This window comes from Nocardiopsis sp. KDC1DS13DA1 (assembly GCF_055632325.1).
This window is the reverse complement of record NZ_JBVMUY010000053.1, coordinates 1-15750: the sequence shown is the minus strand read 5'-3', so window position 1 is coordinate 15750 and position 15750 is coordinate 1. Positions and strand designations below refer to the sequence as shown.

The 15750-nt window shown below is 69.8% G+C and carries 14 protein-coding genes; 2 read left to right on the top strand and 12 right to left on the bottom strand.

The features are described 5' to 3' along the window. Window positions 1-37: 37 nt before the first annotated feature. The 12 genes from ACTVAJ_RS28570 to rfbB form a co-directional block, all read right to left on the bottom strand. Window positions 38-1597: a GMC family oxidoreductase gene (locus ACTVAJ_RS28570; RefSeq protein ID WP_470391398.1), complete on the bottom strand. Its 1560-nt coding sequence runs from the start codon at window positions 1595-1597 to the stop codon at window positions 38-40. Window positions 1598-1644: 47 nt separating this feature from the next. Beyond that, window positions 1645-3006 (bottom strand): aminotransferase family protein, encoded by a 1362-nt coding sequence (locus ACTVAJ_RS28565; RefSeq protein ID WP_470391397.1) that lies wholly within the window; start codon window positions 3004-3006, stop codon window positions 1645-1647. A gap of 125 nt (window positions 3007-3131) precedes the next feature. Continuing rightward, window positions 3132-4358, bottom strand: coding sequence for an acyltransferase family protein (locus tag ACTVAJ_RS28560; RefSeq protein ID WP_470391396.1), 1227 nt, complete (start codon window positions 4356-4358; stop codon window positions 3132-3134). A 367-nt stretch (window positions 4359-4725) separates the two neighbouring features. After that, window positions 4726-5469, bottom strand: coding sequence for a DUF899 domain-containing protein (locus ACTVAJ_RS28555; RefSeq protein ID WP_470391395.1), 744 nt, complete (start codon window positions 5467-5469; stop codon window positions 4726-4728). 32 nt (window positions 5470-5501) lie between these two features. After that, on the bottom strand, window positions 5502-6755 hold the full coding sequence (locus tag ACTVAJ_RS28550) for an ABC transporter substrate-binding protein (protein ID WP_470391394.1): 1254 nt from the start codon (window positions 6753-6755) through the stop codon (window positions 5502-5504). Next, window positions 6752-8047 carry a cytochrome P450 gene (locus ACTVAJ_RS28545; RefSeq protein ID WP_470391393.1) on the bottom strand — a complete coding sequence of 432 codons (1296 nt, stop codon included), beginning with the start codon at window positions 8045-8047 and terminating at the stop codon, window positions 6752-6754. The genes ACTVAJ_RS28550 and ACTVAJ_RS28545 overlap by 4 nt, the downstream gene beginning before the upstream one ends. 4 nt (window positions 8048-8051) lie before the next feature. Next, complete coding sequence (locus ACTVAJ_RS28540) at window positions 8052-9290, bottom strand: acyltransferase family protein (protein WP_470391392.1); 1239 nt, start codon at window positions 9288-9290, stop codon at window positions 8052-8054. A gap of 367 nt (window positions 9291-9657) precedes the next feature. Continuing rightward, on the bottom strand, window positions 9658-11241 hold the full coding sequence (locus tag ACTVAJ_RS28535) for an MFS transporter (RefSeq protein ID WP_470391391.1): 1584 nt from the start codon (window positions 11239-11241) through the stop codon (window positions 9658-9660). A 204-nt stretch (window positions 11242-11445) separates the two neighbouring features. Beyond that, window positions 11446-11889: an SRPBCC family protein gene (locus ACTVAJ_RS28530; RefSeq protein WP_470391390.1), complete on the bottom strand. Its 444-nt coding sequence runs from the start codon at window positions 11887-11889 to the stop codon at window positions 11446-11448. Continuing rightward, window positions 11886-12230, bottom strand: a complete 345-nt coding sequence (locus ACTVAJ_RS28525) for a metalloregulator ArsR/SmtB family transcription factor (RefSeq protein WP_470391389.1) — start codon at window positions 12228-12230, stop codon at window positions 11886-11888. The genes ACTVAJ_RS28530 and ACTVAJ_RS28525 overlap by 4 nt, the downstream gene beginning before the upstream one ends. A 124-nt stretch (window positions 12231-12354) precedes the next feature. Further along, window positions 12355-13221: a glucose-1-phosphate thymidylyltransferase RfbA gene (rfbA, locus tag ACTVAJ_RS28520; protein WP_470391388.1), complete on the bottom strand. Its 867-nt coding sequence runs from the start codon at window positions 13219-13221 to the stop codon at window positions 12355-12357. A gap of 34 nt (window positions 13222-13255) precedes the next feature. Then, window positions 13256-14233 carry a dTDP-glucose 4,6-dehydratase gene (gene rfbB, locus ACTVAJ_RS28515; RefSeq protein WP_470391387.1) on the bottom strand — a complete coding sequence of 326 codons (978 nt, stop codon included), beginning with the start codon at window positions 14231-14233 and terminating at the stop codon, window positions 13256-13258. Between the two features lie 515 nt (window positions 14234-14748). On the opposite strand from rfbB, the gene ACTVAJ_RS28510 reads away from it, so the two are divergent. Both ACTVAJ_RS28510 and ACTVAJ_RS28505 read left to right on the top strand, forming a co-directional pair. Further along, the gene (locus tag ACTVAJ_RS28510; RefSeq protein WP_470391386.1) at window positions 14749-15255 is read left to right on the top strand and encodes an SgcJ/EcaC family oxidoreductase; all 507 of its coding nucleotides are present in this window, start codon (window positions 14749-14751) and stop codon (window positions 15253-15255) included. Window positions 15256-15292: 37 nt separating this feature from the next. Beyond that, entirely contained in the window at window positions 15293-15748 is a 456-nt protein-coding gene (locus ACTVAJ_RS28505; RefSeq protein WP_470391385.1) for an SgcJ/EcaC family oxidoreductase, read from the top strand. The last annotated feature ends 2 nt before the right edge of the window (window positions 15749-15750 follow it).

Genomic DNA, 15750 nt, shown 5'->3' with positions numbered 1-15750 from the left:
GGGCGGCGGGGCCGTCCGTGCTCGGGCCGACCCGGGGTCAGGCCGCGCGCTGCGCCGGGCGCGCGGAGCCGATCAGGTCGGCGGCCCGCTCACCGATGACGATCGCCGACGCGTTCGTCGCACCCCGGCCCACGGTGGGCATCACCGAGGCGTCGGCCACGCGCAGGCCCTCCACCCCCTGGACCCGCAGCTCCGAGTCCACGACCCGGCCCATGGCCGCGCTTCCGGCGGCGTGCCAGATCGACTGCGCGTTGCGCCGGACGAAGGCCAGGATCTCGTCCGCGTCGTCCGAGGCCGGGACCTGGTACGGACGCGTGGTGTACCGGCTCAGGGCCGGCTGCCGGGCGATCTCCAGGGCGGCGCGCACACCCTCGACCGCCACCGTCCGGTCGTTCGGCTCGGCCAGGTAGTTGTGCTCGATCTTCGGCTTGGTCATCGGGTCCGAACCGATGATCGACACCTGGCCGCGGCTCTGCGGCGTGAGCATGACCGGCCCGTAGGTGATCGCGTGCTCGCTCGGGACCGACAGTCCGCTGTCCGGGAACATCATGGGGCCGCAGTAGAACGAGACGTCCGGTGCGGGCAGGTCCGGACGGGTGCGGATGAAGCCGCCGGCCTCGGGACCGTTGGAGGTGAAGGGGCCGGTGCCGTGTTCGAGGAACTCGGCCATCTCGGCCTCACCGGCCGCGATCGTGCTCACCGGCTCGTCGTGCGCGTAGATCAGCGGGACGAACATGTGGTCCTGCAGGTTGCGCCCGACCCACGGATGGTCCACCAGGACGTCCACACCCGCGCCCTCGAGCACCGCTGCGGGGCCGATCCCGGAGTACATCAGCAGGGTCGGGGTGTTGTAGGCCCCGGCGGAGAGGATGACCTCGGCCTCGGCCCGGACCGTCATCTCCTCGCCGAAGCGCTCACCCGTCACCCCGGTCACGCGCGTGCCGTCCATCACCAGGCGCAGGGCCTGGAAGTTCGAGATCACCGTGAGGTTGGGACGGTCGGCCACCGGGTGCAGGAAGGCGTCCGCGACGCTGCACCTGCGCCCGTCGCGCTGGGTCAGCTGGAACCGCCCGAAGCCGTCCTGCGTTCCTGCGTTGAAGTCGTCGTTGGCCGGGTGCCCGGCCTCGATGGCCGCATCGACCAGGGCCGTCATCGACGGGTTGTTCGAACGGCCGTCGGCCACGCTCAGGGGCCCGCCCACACCATGGTGGAAGGACGCACCGCGCTCGTTGTCCTCACTCCGGCGGAAGTAGGGGAGCAGTTCCTTGTAGCTCCACCCGGGCTGGTCCCAGCCGTCGTAGTCGAGCGGGTTGGCCCGGACGTAGAGCATCGCGTTGATCGAACTCGTGCCGCCCAGGACCCGGCCACGGGGCAGGAACACCCGGCGCCGGTCGAGGTGCTCCTCGAAGTGGGAGTCGTAGTCCCAGTCCACCCGGGTCCGGAACAGGTCTCCGAACAGGGCGGGGATGTGGATCGTCTCCATGGTGTCCGGCCCGCCGGCTTCGAGCAGGCACACCCGGACGTCGGGGTCCTCGGAGAGCCGGGAGGCCAGAACGCACCCCGCCGAACCGGCTCCGACGATGATGTAGTCGTACATCTCAACTTCCTCTCACACGGGAATCGATGACAGGCCGGCGTCGCCGCTCACTGGGCGATGACACCGTCGGAGCCCAGGCGCGAGACCACGTCGGCCACGGCCCGGCAGGCCCGCGCCACCTCCTCGCTGGTCATCACGAGCGGAGGGGCGAGCACCAGGTTGTGCGCGTACGGGCGCGCGATCACGCCGTGCCGGTGACGGATCTCGAAGGCGACGGCCTCACCCACGCTCCAGTCCACGGGCACCTTGTGCTCCCGGTCCGACACCAGCTCGACCGCCGCCAGGGTGCCCTCGACCCGCACGTCGCCGACCGAGGGCCGATCCGCGAGTTCGGAGAGGCCCTCGCGCAGCTCGGACTCGATCTCGCGGGCCCGCTCCAGCAGCCCCTCCCGTTCGACGATCTCCACCGTCTCCAGGCCGAGGGCGCACGCGACCGGATGCCCCTGGAACGTGTAGCCGTGGAAGAACCCCTCCTCGCCGATGACGGTGTCGGCGATCTCGTCGGTCATCAGGGTCGCGCCGAGCGGGGCGTACCCGCCCGCGATGCCCTTGGCCATCGTGATCATGTGGGGGCGCATCCCGCGGCGCGGGGAGTCGAACCACGTGCCGAGCCTGCCGAGGGCGGTCACCACCTCGTCGGCCACGAGCAGGATGCCGTTCCGGTCGAGGACCTCCTGCATGCGCGGCCAGTAGTCCTCCGGCGGCGCGATGACACCGCCGCCCGCCATGACCGGCTCACCGATCATGGCTGCGATGTTGCCCGCCCCGATCCTCTCGATGGTCTCTTCGAGCTCGTTGACGCAGAAGTCGGTCACGTCCGCGCCGCCGTACATCTCGTGCCGGTACGGGTAGGGCGGCGTCAGCTTCTCGAAGTCGGGCAGGTTCGGCCCGACGCCGTACTGCATCTGCGGCAGCCCGGTGGCCGTGCCGCTGCCGTAGGTCGCACCGTGGAACGAGTAGTGGCGTGAGAGCACCCACGTGCGGTTGGGCTCGCCGCGGCGGTGGTGGAACAGACGGGCCGCCTTGATGGCCGTCTCCACGGCCTCGGACCCACCGCTGGAGAAGAACACGCGGTCCAGCCCCTCGGGAGCGAGCCCGGCGAGGCGGGCCGCGAGGCGGATGGCCTTGTCGTTCGAGAACTCCAGCAGGCTGGTGAAGAACTCGATCTGCTGGATCTGCTCCGAGGCGACCGCCGCGAGTTCCGGTCGGCCGTGTCCGATCGGCGAGTGCCAGACCCCGCCGCCGGCGGCGTCGAGGTAGGCGTTGCCCTCGGTGTCCCACACCGTGGACCCCTCGCCGCGGGTGATGATCACGCGGTCCTTGATGTAGCCCCGCTGCATGGACCGCACGAGGTGGCGGCGGTCCAGTTCGTCGAGCTCTGCGGCGTTGGGGAGATCGTTCGTGCCCATGCTGGAGGAACCTCCTGGGAAGAAGGGGGAGAAGGGGTGGATACGGCTCGGTGCCCGCCCTGTCACAGTGCCTGTCAGGCCGCGGGGCGCGCGTCTCTCCGCTTGCGGTGGGCCGGGGAGGTCCGTTACGGCACGGTCCGGCCAGGGCGGTCGGGCTCGCCGTCGGACCGCGGGGCGTCCCCTTCTCCCGGGGCGGACCGCGCTCCGGTACCGGAGCGCGGCGAACGCGCCCACCGGCGCATCACGGGCCGCTCGACGGCGACGAACAGCAGTCGGGACACCAGCAGCGTGACGGCGACCAGGCCCAGGATGAACAGGATCGCGGGCACCGTGCCCATCTTCGCGAAACCGCCGCCCGCGCCCCCCGGTTGCAGGCGCCCGGCCACGAAGAGGGCGAGCAGCATCAGCGGCAGGTGGATCAGGTAGAACGCGTACGAGGCCTCCCCGGCCCAGACGGCGGGGCGGCTCTCCAGCAGCCCGGGCCTGCGCGGGTCGCGTGAGGCCGCGGCGCCGATCAGCAGCGCGACCGGGAAGGCCCACAGCCCCGCGAAACCGTAGATGTGCGGCAGGAAGAGCGCGGCGACGTAGACCGCCACGGTGAGGGCCGCCGACCACCCCAGGCCGATTCCCACGAACCGCCGCTCCTGCACCAGACGCGCGGTGAGCATGCCGAGCACGAAGTCGGGCAACCGGGTGACGGGGAAGAACAGCAGCAGTTTCTGCTGCAGCCAGGTACCGCCGTCGAAGGCGGGGCTGGCCGGGCCGCTCGGGGTCACCGCGCCGACCACGAGCGGTATCGCGGCGATGAGCAGACCGGTGGCCACCCACCAGAACCACACCCGGCCGCGGGGGATCCGCCGCACCAGCGCGTAGAACAGGGGGAACAGGGCGTAGAAGAAGACCTCGACCCCCAGCGACCAGGTGGGGCTGTTGGGTGACTGCGCCGCGAACTCGAAGTTCCAGACCCAGGCCTGCAGCAGGAACAGGTAGTTGACCAGGATGGGGTAGACGCCCATTCCCAGGCCGATGACGAACGTCACGGCGACTGCCGGTCCGAACACCACGAGGTGGTTCGGGACGATCTTCATGAAGCGTCGGCGGTAGAAGTCGCGCACCCGGTCCCCGGTCCTGGCCGACCAGGTCAGGACGAAGCCGCTGAGCACGAAGAAGAACGACACGCCGAGGTATCCGGCGTCGTGGGCGATGGTCGAGAAGCTCCCCGAGATCACGGGGTCGGCGAACGGTGCCAGGAAGGCGATGTGGGTGATGAAGACCAGCAGGGCGGCGACGAAGCGCAGGCTCGTCAACGCCGGGCGCGCATCCCCGCGGACGTCGATCGAGTCTTGGGTCATGCGATTCACTCCCGATGTCGTGGGTCACGTCCGTCCGCGGGCGCGTGGCCCGGGACGCATCCGGCGTCGGCCGCGTTCCGCGTGGGATCGCGCGGACAGAGCCCCACGGCCCCGCGGAGGCGGTGGCCGACACGTCCTGTCACGTGCGCATCGGCCGCCTACCGGCCTTTTCCACCTCAAACGGTGGCATGTACGACTCAGGACCGCTTCTTGTCGCGTGCGCTCGGTGGGAGGAGCCCGGCAGGATGAGCGCCGCCTCCGCCGGCACGCACGAGGCCCCCGTGCGGCGGGTCGGACCCGAGGGTCTCGATCCGCCCCGCACGGGGGCCTCGTCGGCAGCCGGTCCGTCGTGGAACCGCCAGGTGTCCTAGTCGGACTCGTATTCGTCGTGTCGACGGATCCCGCGCACCGGACCCGTGTAGCGGTCGTGGGGCTTCTCCCACTCCTCCTGGCGGCCGAGCGCGGTGAGGTCGAGCAGGTGGAAGGTGGTGTCGAACACCTCGGTGCCGCGTGCGTAGGTGGAGTAGGTGTGGAAGACGCGGTCACCGTCCCTCAGGAAGACGCTGGCCCCCGGCACCTCCATGCCGTTGAACTCGGTCAGGCCCTCGTTCACCAGCGTGTCCCGATCCTTGAAGTTGTACCAGACCGGGGCCTGGTCATCGTCCAGCGTCGCGTGGAAGTCGTAGTTGAACGCGCTGTCGTGCGACGAGTACCAGGTGAAGTCCCAGCCCATCCGCTCCTTGTAGGTCCGCAGCTTGGACAGCGGCGCCCGGGAGACGACGGCCACCGAGGTGTCGCGCCGGTTCAGGTGGGAGAAGTGGGGGAAGTTGTCCACCAGGAACGAGCAGGCCGGGCAGCCCGCGTCCCAGTCGGGGTGGAACATGAAGTGGTAGACGATGAGCTGCCTGCGACCCTCGAACAGGTCGAGCAGCGACGCCTTGCCCGACGGCCCCTCCAGGACGTAGTCCTTGTCGACCTCGACCATGGGCAGTTCGCGGCGGGCGGCGTTCAGCGCGTCCCGCGCCTTCATCGTCTCCCTTTCCCTGAGCTGGAACTCCTTATGGGTGGCCAGCCACTCGTCCCGCGAGACGATCCTCGGCAGTGCCATCATCTACTCCCTTGTTTTTCCTGGTGGTCGACCCGTCAGGGCCCGCCGCGGGCCTCCGCGGCGGGGCCCTCGCGTGTGCGGGCCGTCGGTCTGTGCGCGGCCACGCCGTCCGCGATGGCGGCCCGCAGCCCCGCGACGTCACCCGTCGCGGAGAACTCGCCCACCGCGCCGGTCACGGCCGCGGTCACGGCCTGCGGACACCCCAGCCCGTGCGCGGACGACGGAACGAGCCTCAGCCGCCGGAGGTCCGCCATCGCCGCCCGCTGGTACGGCCGGTAGTCGGCGGGGTTCGCGTCGGTACGTGCCGGGATGGATCCCTTCCTGGTGTTGAACGCCCTCTGCCCCTCGGAGCTCCCCACGGTCCTCAGCCAGCAGTCCGCCCCCGTCGGGTTGGGGGCGTTTCTGGGCAGGACGAACGAGTCACCGAGCCACTGGAAGGCCTCCTCGGTGCCCGGGAACGGCTGGTGCGCGTAGTTCCCGAACCCCGCCCCCTCCCACTCGCCGGTGACCCAGTCGCCCATGAAGAGGTAGCCGGCCCCGCCGTCGCTCAGCAGCCTCGCCGCGTCGGTCCAGTGCAGGCCGTCGCGGTCCGGGTTCGTGTACGACAGCAGCCTCCCGTAGTCGTTGAGCGCCCCGGTGATGTCGCTTCCGGACCAGTCGGCCCCCGCGGTCCACAGCGACTCGAACCGTTCGGGCCCGAGCCCGGCGAGCAGGACCGCCTCGAGCAGTTCGAACTGCGTCCAGTCGGCCCCGACCGCGAGCGGGTGCTCGACACCCACGGTCCTGAGCGCGTCCAGGTCGCGGACCAGCGCGTCGAGGGTGGCGGGCCGTGCGGTGAGTCCGGCCCCTGCCAGCACCGCCTCGTTGCTCCACAGCATCAGGCGGTGGACGCCCGCGGGCACGGTGTAGATCCTCCCGTCCACGGTGATGGCGTCCAGCAGTCCCCGGGGCAGGACGTCGACCAGGCCCCACCGTGCGCACCGGTCGCTGAGGTCCGTGAGGTATCCGGCGTCGACGTAGTCCCTCAGCTCCCCGCCGGGATGCGTCTGGAAGCCGTCCGGCGGCTCGTCGCCCCGCAGCCGGGAGTGGAGGGCCCGCCTCGGGTCCGACGGTGCTCCCCGAGCGGCGAGGGGATTCACGAACTCCTGCCCCGGGCACGCCCTCGCGAACGCCTCCGCGAGGCATTCGACCGCGGCCTTCTCGGTGGCCATGGCGGGATCGTCGTCGGTGGCCCAGGCGAAGACCTCGACCGTTCCGGCGCGCCGGCGTGCGGGCCCGTCCGCCGTCATACCGAGGCCCGCCCTGTGACGCCGCCGGGCGTGAAGGTCACCGGCAGGTGCTTGATCCCGTTGACCAACGACGACTTCAGCCGCACCGGCTCGCCCTCGACGCGAACGTCGGGCATCCGGGTCAGCAGCTGACGGAAGATCACCTTCAACTCCAGTCGGGCCAGGTGCGCCCCCAGGCAGAAGTGCGGTCCCGGCCCGCCGTAGCCGACGTGCGGATTCCGTGTGCGCCGCACGTCGAAGCGCTCGGGGTCCTCGAAGTGGCCCGGATCGCGGTTGGCGGCCCAGTGGAACATGAGCACCTTGTCGCCCGGGCCGAGCCGGCAGCCGCCGATCTCCACCGGCTCGGCGTCCTCGGCGACGGTGCGCCGCTGGCACATCACCGGTGAGGACCAGCGGACGATCTCCTCCACCGCGGTCGGGGCCACGCCGTCGATGTCGGACAGCCAGGCCGCGCGCTGCTCCGGGAACCGGGTGAGCAGTTCGATCCCCCAGCTGATCGCGTTGCGGGTGGTCTCGTTCCCGGCACTGACCAGCAGGATGAAGAAACTGGCCAGCTCCGTGGGGGTGAGCGCCTCGCCCTCGACCTCGGCGTTCAACAGCATGGAGATCAGGTCGTCGGAGGGCTGCCCGGCGCGCTGTTCGGCCAGATCGTGCATCAGGTCGGCCAGCGCACGGCTGGCGTTGAACATCGCGCCCAGGGCGTCGTCCTGTTCGGCGACGTAGTCCGGATCCGCGAGGCCGAGCAGCATGTTGGTCTGTTCGTCCACGAAGCCCTGCTGGCTTTCCGGGATGCCCAGCATGTCGCAGATGACGCGCAGCGGCAGCTTCGCCGAGATGTCGGCGACCGCGTCGCACTCGCCCCGCTCGATCACCTCGTCGACGATGTTCTCGGCCACCCCGGACACGTTGTCCATGAGCGCGTTCACCATCTTGTGGGTGAAGACCCGGGAGACGATGCGCCGCAGCCGACCGTGCCGGGGACCGTCCATCGTGATGATCGACTCGCCGAACTCCGCCATCATCTCGGGCGGCAGGTCCACCACGCTGCCGGTCCCCCTGCCGGAGATGAACCTGGACGCGTCACGGGTGACCTGGAGGACGTCGTCCATCCGGGTCAGCGCGTAGTAGCCGGGGCCACGCAGCGCTCCGCCGAAGTCCGGTTCGGGAAAGAACGGCAGCGTGGGCCGGGCGCGCAGGGCGTCGAACGCGGCGTGCCGGTACTCGATCGGCCGGGCCCAGAAGCCGTCGACGTCGTTGAGGTCGATCGCTTCGGCTTCGCTGAAGGTACTCATGCGTTCAGTTCCTCTCGTCGAGACGCACGGTGTCCGTACGCTCGTCGGTCTCAGGGGGTCCCGCTTCGGTGGCGGGTGTGTGGGCCGGTGCCGTGCGCCTACGGCTCCACCGGCGCATCATGGGCATCTCCACGAACTGGTACAGGCACCATCCGCCGAGAAGGGTCACCGCGAACAGCCCGAGCAGGACCAGAGCGGCGACCGGTGTCGAGAACGCCTCGCCGCCGGTGACGCCTCGGACCCAGAAGATGGTCACGGACTGGCACATGTAGAAGCCGAAGGAGACCTTGCCGAACCAGACGAGCAGCGGGCTGCGCATCCCGGTCCGCGCTCCGCGTACGTCCGCGTCGGCGAACGAGGCCACCATGATCCCGATCGGGGCGAGTGTGACCAGGTTGATCGAGTAGGGCACCGGCACGAACAGGGTGGCGGTGTAGCCGAGGACCATGATCGCCGTCGCCGCCAGCGGCGGGATCCGGATCCACTTTCCCGCGAGGACGATGTGCGCCAGGAACGCGCCGAGCAGGAACTCGAACATCCGCCCGACCGGGAACAGGTAGCTGAGCCAGTACTGCAGGTTGGACAGGGCCACCCCCTCCATGCCGGGAGGGGCGGGAAGGACGGTGGCGATGGCCACCTGGTAGAGCGTGAGCCCGGCGACCATCGCCACGGCGCCGAACCACAACCCGCGCCCCGTCATCCGGGCGATCGGCCGGACGAGGAAGGGGAAGCACAGGTAGAAGAGCAGTTCGCAGGCGAGCGACCAGGAGGGCATGTTGATGCTCTGGCTGATCTGGAGGTCGGGAAACCACGAGTGCAGCAGGAACAGGTTGGGCAGCCACACCCGCCAGGTGGCCACGCCGCCCGCGAACAACACCATCGCCAACGCCCACATGACCACGTGGGTCGGGAAGATCTTCACCAGCCTGCGACGGATGAACGCCCGCGCCGAGAAGTCGGGTCCCACCGACCAGGCGAGCACGAATCCACTGAGGACGAAGAAGAAGGACACCCCGACGAAACCGCTGTTGCTGAAGACCCACGCGTACCACTGCGCGATCGTCTCGTTCGCGAACGGGCTGATGGCCGGCTCGGTGGGCATGATCGGGTTGATGACCAACCCGGTGTGGAAGAAGAACACCATGAGGGCGGCGAAGAACCGCAGCCCCGTCAACGAGTCCAGCTGCCTCGGCGGTGCGTTCGTTTTCCCAGATCCGACTTCGGCTTGTTCAGGCTCCGCCATGTCGCCGTGCTCCTTTCATGGGAGTTCCCGGGGGCAGGAGGAGCCGGCCGCACGACGCATCGCCGAAACGTCGGACTTCCATGACATCACGCGAAATGAAGAGAAGGTGGTGTGCCGATTGACAAGAGCGTGCGGACGTCGGTTCTCCGGCACGTACGGTGGAACTCCTCGGCGCTCCCCGTGGCCTGCCTTCTTCGCGCTGACCGGGCATTTCTCCTGTCGGCAACCTTATGGGTCCGGAACCTGTGCGGACATCTCCGTTATTGCTCTGGAGAGGCGTTTTGCCAGCGCGAAGGAAGGCTTCCGCCGGATCCCCGCCGGGCCCCCGTGAGGCGGTCCGGCACCGTGGATACGGCGCGGCCCCCTGTCACGGGGACGCGGCGGGATCGCTCTGCGGCTCCTGCTCCTCCGATCCGATGGGTCGGACGTGGCGCATCAGGACGTACACCAGACCGGAGAGCAGGACCAGCGTGACCGCTCCGCAGAGCGCGACGGTGTTGAACGCGCTGGTGAAAGCCTCGCGAGCCGCCGTCATCAGCTGGTCGTCCAGTGGGGCCGGGAGGGTCTGGGCCGTGGTGGCCGCACCGGCGAGGTCCTCACCGGCGGCCGCCGCGGCACCGGCGGGGACACCGGAGGGCACGGCGAGCCAACTGGTGTAGAGCACGGTGGCCAGACTCCCCATGACCGCGATGCCCAGGGCGTTGCCGAGTTCGCCGCTGGTGGTCGAGAGGGACCCGGCCGAGCCGCTGCGCTCCGGCGGGGCCGCCTGCATGGTGAGTTGGTTGCTGATCGCGGGGACCATGCTGACACCGGCGTAGGAGATGCACACACCGACGATCAGCACGGCCAGGCCGTTCACCGCCGGGACCTGCGACATGACGACCATTCCCACGGCGCTGAGCAGCAGACCGCCCATGAGCACGCGGTTCGGGCGCAGCCGGGTGGCCAGCGGTGCGGAGAGCTGGACACCGACGATCGCCACCAGCGAGGGGATGATGAGCCACAGCGCCGCGACGAACGGCGTGCGTCCGTCGACCAGTTGCAGGTACTGGGCGATGAGCAGGCCGGTGCCGGACTGGACGATACCGGTGACCATGAACAGTGTCAGGGCGCCCGCGACCTCCGGGACGCGGAACAGGCCCACGTCGAGCAGGGGGTCGGGCAGGCGGCGCTGTCGGCGGACGAAGACCGCGCCGACCAGGACACCGACGACGCACGCCACCGCCGGGATCGGGTCCCATCCGTTCTTGGCCAGCTCCTTGAGCCCGTAGATGAGCGTGAGGACGGCGACCAGCGACAGCGCCGCGCTGACCAGGTCCAGGGGCGAGGCGTTCTCGTCGCGGGACTCCGGCAGCAGCACCGGGCCGGTCAGCAGCAGCAGCACCGTGACCGGGACCGCGATCATGAAGACCGATCCCCACCAGAACGAGTTCAGTAGCAGGCCCCCGACCGACGGGCCCAGGCAGAGCCCGGCCATGCCCATCGTCGTCCAGATCGCCATGGCCTTGGTCATCTGCTTGGGATCGGGGAACATCGTCCTGATCAGCGCCAGGGTGCAGGGCATGAACGTGGCTCCGGCCACGCCCAGCCCGGCCCGCGCGGCGATGACCATCTCCGGGCTGGACGAGAACGCCGCCGCGGCGGAGAGCAGGCCGAACGCGCCGCCCCCGATCAGGATCAGTCTGCGACGACCGATCCGATCGCCCAGACGCCCCATCGTGACCAGCGCCCCGGCGATCAGGAAGCCGTAGATGTCGACCATCCACAGGCTCTGCAGGGCGCTGGGGCTCAGGTCGGCCGTGATGTGCGGCAGCGCCAGGAACATCACCGTCAGGTCGAGGAACACCAACATCGTCGGCAGGCTCAGTACCACGAGGCCGATCCACTCGCGGGTCCCCGCCTGTGGAAGGGCCGGACGGGAGCCGCTCGCGGACTCCGTGCTATCAGTCATCTCTCCATCCAGATGATCGCGGAGCCGGTCGCGACTTCGCGCCCGCCCGGCCTGCCGGCTCCCTGTTGTGCCTCCCTCGGCGCGTCCTCCGACGTGGGTGCACGTCGGTCATCCGCTCCGGAACGGGAACGGATCGGCCGGGGATCGGCGGGCGAGGTCTCGAGTGCGTCTCGTGAGGGGGGTCCCTCGCCTGGAGATCCGGGACTACCCCACGAAGTCCTGGAGGGAGTCGAGCACTTCCTGCCAGCCGTCGTGGAAGCTCCCGTCACCCTCGGCCCCTTCGACGCCGCGCAGGTCGAAGGTCATGCGGGTGCCTTCGCCGACCGGCTCGAGGGTGATGGTGATGACGGGAGTGTCGTCCGGGTCGCCGTTGGGGTGGCCCCAGGTGAAGGCGAGGCGCTCGAACGGAACGACCTCGCGGTACACGCCGCCGGTGACCACCTTGTTGCCGACGGTGTCGTTCACCATCGTGTACGTGTAGCGTCCGCCCACCTGGGCGTCGATCTCAACCGTCTCCCGCGGGGTGCTCGTTCCCCGCGGGTGCCACCACTGCGCCGCGGCGTCGGGGTCGGTCCACGCCTTCCAGACCTCCTCCGGCGTCGCCTCGAAAGTGCGGACGAGTGTGAAGCCCTTGGACACGTCGATCATCGCTGCTCTCCTTCTTCGTCGTTGTCGGTCTCGCGGCCGCGTTCACGGCGGTTCCTGAGATGCTCGTCGAGCAGGTCGAACCGTTCAGTCCAGTCGGCGCGCTGCCGTCCGATCCACGCCGCCGCCTCGTCCAGGTAGGCGGGCGAGAGAGAGCAGTCGATCCACTGCCCTCTCCTGTCCCGTGTCACGAGTCCCGCCTTCTCGAGCACCGTCAGGTGCTGGGAGACGGCAGCCCTGCTGATCGGATAGTGCTTTGCCAGTTCACTCACCGTGAGGGAGCTACCCCGAAGTCGCGTGAGGATGTCGCGGCGCGTCGGGTCCGCTAACGCGGCGAACTCCATGCTGAGTCGATCCCGAGCGACCATGTAAGTACCCTCTTACCGTAAGCAACTCCTTACACGTTAGTCAGGGGGGGCGGTGTTGGTCAAGAAGGGACAGCCCGTTCGTGCCCGGTGCCCGCCGGCTTCACACCCCGGCGAGCTCACGCAGATAGCGGCCGTAGCTGGAGGATCCGCACTCCTTGCTGAGCACCCCCAGCTGTTCGGCGTCGATGAAGCCCATGCGGTAGGCGGCCTCCTCGATGCAGGCCAACCGCACCCCCTGGCGTTTGGCCAGGACCCGGACGAACAGCGCCGCGTCCAGGAGGCTTTCGTGGGTCCCGGTGTCGAACCAGGCGTTCCCGCGGCCGAGGCTGACCAACCTGGCCCGGCCCTGCTCGACGAACAGGTTGTTCAGGTCCGTGATCTCGAGTTCGCCGCGGGCCGACGGAGTCAGCCCCGCCGCCATGTCCAGGGCCTCGTTGTCGTAGAAGTACAGGCCCGTGACGGCGAGGTTGGAGGTCGGCCGGGTCGGCTTCTCCACCAGCGAGGTGATCTGTCCGGCCTCGTCCACGGTGGCCACGCCGTACCGTTCCGGGTCCGCCACCGGGTAGCCGAACAGCGTGCAGCCGTCCAGACGCTCGCGCTCGGTGCGCAGGACGGTGGTCAGCGCGTGGCCGTAGAAGATGTTGTCGCCCAGGATGAGCGCCACGGAGTCGTCGCCGACGAACTCCCGGCCCACGCACAGGGCGTCCGCCAGGCCGCGGGGCCGGTCCTGCTCGGCGTACGCCAGGTCCAGGCCGAGTCGGTTGCCGTCGCCCAGGAGCCGCTGGTAGGCGTCCAGGTGCTCGGGGTTGCTGATGATCAGGATCTCGCGGATGCCCGCCAGGATGAGCACGGACAGCGGATAGTAGATCATGGGCTTGTCGTAGACGGGCAGGAGCTGTTTCGACGAGACCGCAGTCACGGGCCGCAAACGTGTGCCCGATCCTCCGGCCAGGATGATGCCGCGCATGGTGTCTCCGGTCTCCAGGGTGTGCGGTGGCCGTTCACGCCGCGATGTCGCCGCGCAGCGGCTGCCACCATCGGACGTTGTCGCGGTACCAGGCCACCGTCGAGGCCAGACCCTCGCGGAACGCGACCCGGGGCCTGTATCCCAGGGCGCGCAGCTTCGAGTCGTCGATCGAGTAGCGCCGGTCGTGGCCCGGGCGGTCGGGCACCGTGCGGATGCGTTCCGGGCCCGCTCCGCAGGCCTGCAGCAGCAGGTCGGTCAGCCGACGGTTGGTCAGCTCGTGCCCACCGCCGATGTTGTAGGCCTCGCCCGGCCTCCCCCGCTCCAGCACCAGGTGGACACCTCGGCAGTGGTCGTCGACGTGCAACCAGTCCCGTACGTTGAGGCCGTCTCCGTACAGCGGAACCGTGCCTCCCATCAGGAGGTTGGTCACGAACCGCGGGATGACCTTCTCGGGGTGCTGGTAGGGCCCGTAGTTGTTGCTGCACCGGGTCACGCTCACGTCCAGGCCGTAGGTGCGGGCGAACGCGCGGGCCAGGAGTTCGGCGCCGGCCTTGGCCGCGGCGTAGGGGGAGTTGGGCAGCAGCGGGCTCTCCTCCGTCCACGATCCGGACTCGATCGAGCCGTAGACCTCGTCGGTCGATACGTGGACCACCCGCGGTACACGCGCGTCCTTCGCCGCCCTCAGGACCCCGGCCGTGCCGAGCACGTTGGTCCGCACGAAGGCGTCCGCGTCGGTGATCGAGCGGTCGACGTGCGTCTCGGCGGCGAAGTTGACCACGGCGTCGTGACCGGGCATCAGTTGTGCCAGCAGCCGGGCGTCGCAGATGTCGCCGTGGACGAAGGTGAACCGGGGATGGCCGCGCACGGAGGCGAGGTTCTCCAGGTTCCCCGCATACGTGAGTTTGTCGAGCGCGGTGACCTGTACGTCGGACTCCCCGTAGGCTCCCGCGAGCAGCTTCCGGATGTAGTTCGAGCCGATGAACCCGGCGGCTCCGGTGATGAGCAAGCGCATCCTGGCCCTCCTCACCGCTCCGCGCCCGGCCACGGGAACCGCGGTTCCCGTGGCCGCTGGCCGACGTCGCGGGCCGTGCGGGCGTACGCCTGCCGGACCCAGCCGGCGTACGGCGGGGTCTTTGACGTGCTCGGCATGTGTTTCCCCTTCCTGTCGTTGCGTGGCGGCGAGGGGAGAACGCCGCGGCTCCGGTGACGGTCGCCGGATCGGCCGGGATGGTCGCCGCGCTCCCTCCACGGTGTTCCGGCGGCCGCTTCATCGTCCGGTGGCCGGGCGCGGGCGCGCTTCTCCGCGTTTGCGCACCCGGTACCGCGGCTCAGGCACGGGCCGTGCGCAGCACGATCAAAGAAGTGCCCTCCGCCCTCGCCGGAGCACACTGAGTGGCAGGCAGGGGAGCGCGTTCGGTTCCGACGCCGACCGCCGGTTCGAGACCGACCAGGCGTACCGAGGCTCGGCCGCGGTCCGGCCGGAGACCGGGACGGTTCGCCGTCGCGGTGCGCCGGACCGGTTCGTTCATGACCATCGAGAGGCTCCATCGAAGGGAGTGGCTGTCCATGTCCGTGGACACCGCAGCTGCAATCACCGACCTGGACTCCTACTACGGGGAGTTCACCGGCGCGAAGGAGAAGGAGGTCCTCGGCGTGCCGCTGCGCCTCGTCGAGGCGTGGTCCCGCAACGACGCCGCGGGCGTGGCCGAGGTCTTCACCGAGGACGGAATCCTGATCCTCCCGGGCGATGTGTTCAAGCAGGGCCGTGAGGAGGTCAAGGCCTTCATGGCGGCCGCGTACGCCGGGCCGTTCAAGGACACCAACGTGACGGGAGCCCCCGTGGACGTGCGGTTCGCGTCCGAGGACGTGGCGGTGCTCCGCACCCACGGCGGGATCCTCGCCCCGGGCGAGAAGACGATCAACGAGGAGCTCGCGGTGCGGTCCAGCTGGGTGGTGGTCAAGCGCGAGGGCACGTGGCAGCTGGCCGCCTACCAGAACAGCCCCCGCGGGGCGGGCGCCACCCTGCGCTGGTGACCGCACCGTTCCCCCCACGACAGACGGGAGATGCAACATGACGGATCAGGCAGCATCGCTGGTGACCCAGGCGAAGGAGTGGGCGACCCGCTACGGCTCCTACCCGAACGGGCCGGAGGGGGCCGCGCTCACGGTTCCGCTCCGCGCCCACGCGGCATGGGATGCCAACGACGCCGACGCCCTCGCCGATCTGTTCGCCGAGAACGGCAGTGAACTCATCGGCGACACCCAGCTCAAGGGCAGGGACGAGATCCGCGCCTACATGGCCGACGGTTTCGCCGGTCCCTACGAGGGCATGCGGGCGACGGGCGAGCCGCTGAAGGTCACACTGCTGTCCGACGACGTCGCGCTCGCCGTGACCGAGGGCGGCTACGTCCGAGCGGGGCAGGACTCGGTCGCACCGCAGGACGAGTCGCGCGCCCTGTGGGTCATGGTGAAGCAGGACGGCGACTGGAGGCTGCTCGTCCACCAGACCAGTCCGCTCAAGGGCTGAGC

Excerpts from the sequence above, each read along its gene's own strand:
- ACTVAJ_RS28570 (WP_470391398.1), bottom strand. The coding sequence starts at position 1,597 with ATGTACGACTACATCATCGTCGGAGCCGGTTCGGCGGGGTGCGTTCTG.
- ACTVAJ_RS28565 (WP_470391397.1), bottom strand. The coding sequence starts at position 3,006 with ATGGGCACGAACGATCTCCCCAACGCCGCAGAGCTCGACGAACTGGAC.
- ACTVAJ_RS28560 (WP_470391396.1), bottom strand. The coding sequence starts at position 4,358 with ATGACCCAAGACTCGATCGACGTCCGCGGGGATGCGCGCCCGGCGTTG.
- ACTVAJ_RS28555 (WP_470391395.1), bottom strand. The coding sequence starts at position 5,469 with ATGATGGCACTGCCGAGGATCGTCTCGCGGGACGAGTGGCTGGCCACC.
- ACTVAJ_RS28550 (WP_470391394.1), bottom strand. The coding sequence starts at position 6,755 with ATGACGGCGGACGGGCCCGCACGCCGGCGCGCCGGAACGGTCGAGGTC.
- ACTVAJ_RS28545 (WP_470391393.1), bottom strand. The coding sequence starts at position 8,047 with ATGAGTACCTTCAGCGAAGCCGAAGCGATCGACCTCAACGACGTCGAC.
- ACTVAJ_RS28540 (WP_470391392.1), bottom strand. The coding sequence starts at position 9,290 with ATGGCGGAGCCTGAACAAGCCGAAGTCGGATCTGGGAAAACGAACGCA.
- ACTVAJ_RS28535 (WP_470391391.1), bottom strand. The coding sequence starts at position 11,241 with ATGACTGATAGCACGGAGTCCGCGAGCGGCTCCCGTCCGGCCCTTCCA.
- ACTVAJ_RS28530 (WP_470391390.1), bottom strand. The coding sequence starts at position 11,889 with ATGATCGACGTGTCCAAGGGCTTCACACTCGTCCGCACTTTCGAGGCG.
- ACTVAJ_RS28525 (WP_470391389.1), bottom strand. The coding sequence starts at position 12,230 with ATGGAGTTCGCCGCGTTAGCGGACCCGACGCGCCGCGACATCCTCACG.
- rfbA (WP_470391388.1), bottom strand. The coding sequence starts at position 13,221 with ATGCGCGGCATCATCCTGGCCGGAGGATCGGGCACACGTTTGCGGCCC.
- rfbB (WP_470391387.1), bottom strand. The coding sequence starts at position 14,233 with ATGCGCTTGCTCATCACCGGAGCCGCCGGGTTCATCGGCTCGAACTAC.
- ACTVAJ_RS28510 (WP_470391386.1), top strand. The coding sequence starts at position 14,749 with ATGACCATCGAGAGGCTCCATCGAAGGGAGTGGCTGTCCATGTCCGTG.
- ACTVAJ_RS28505 (WP_470391385.1), top strand. The coding sequence starts at position 15,293 with ATGACGGATCAGGCAGCATCGCTGGTGACCCAGGCGAAGGAGTGGGCG.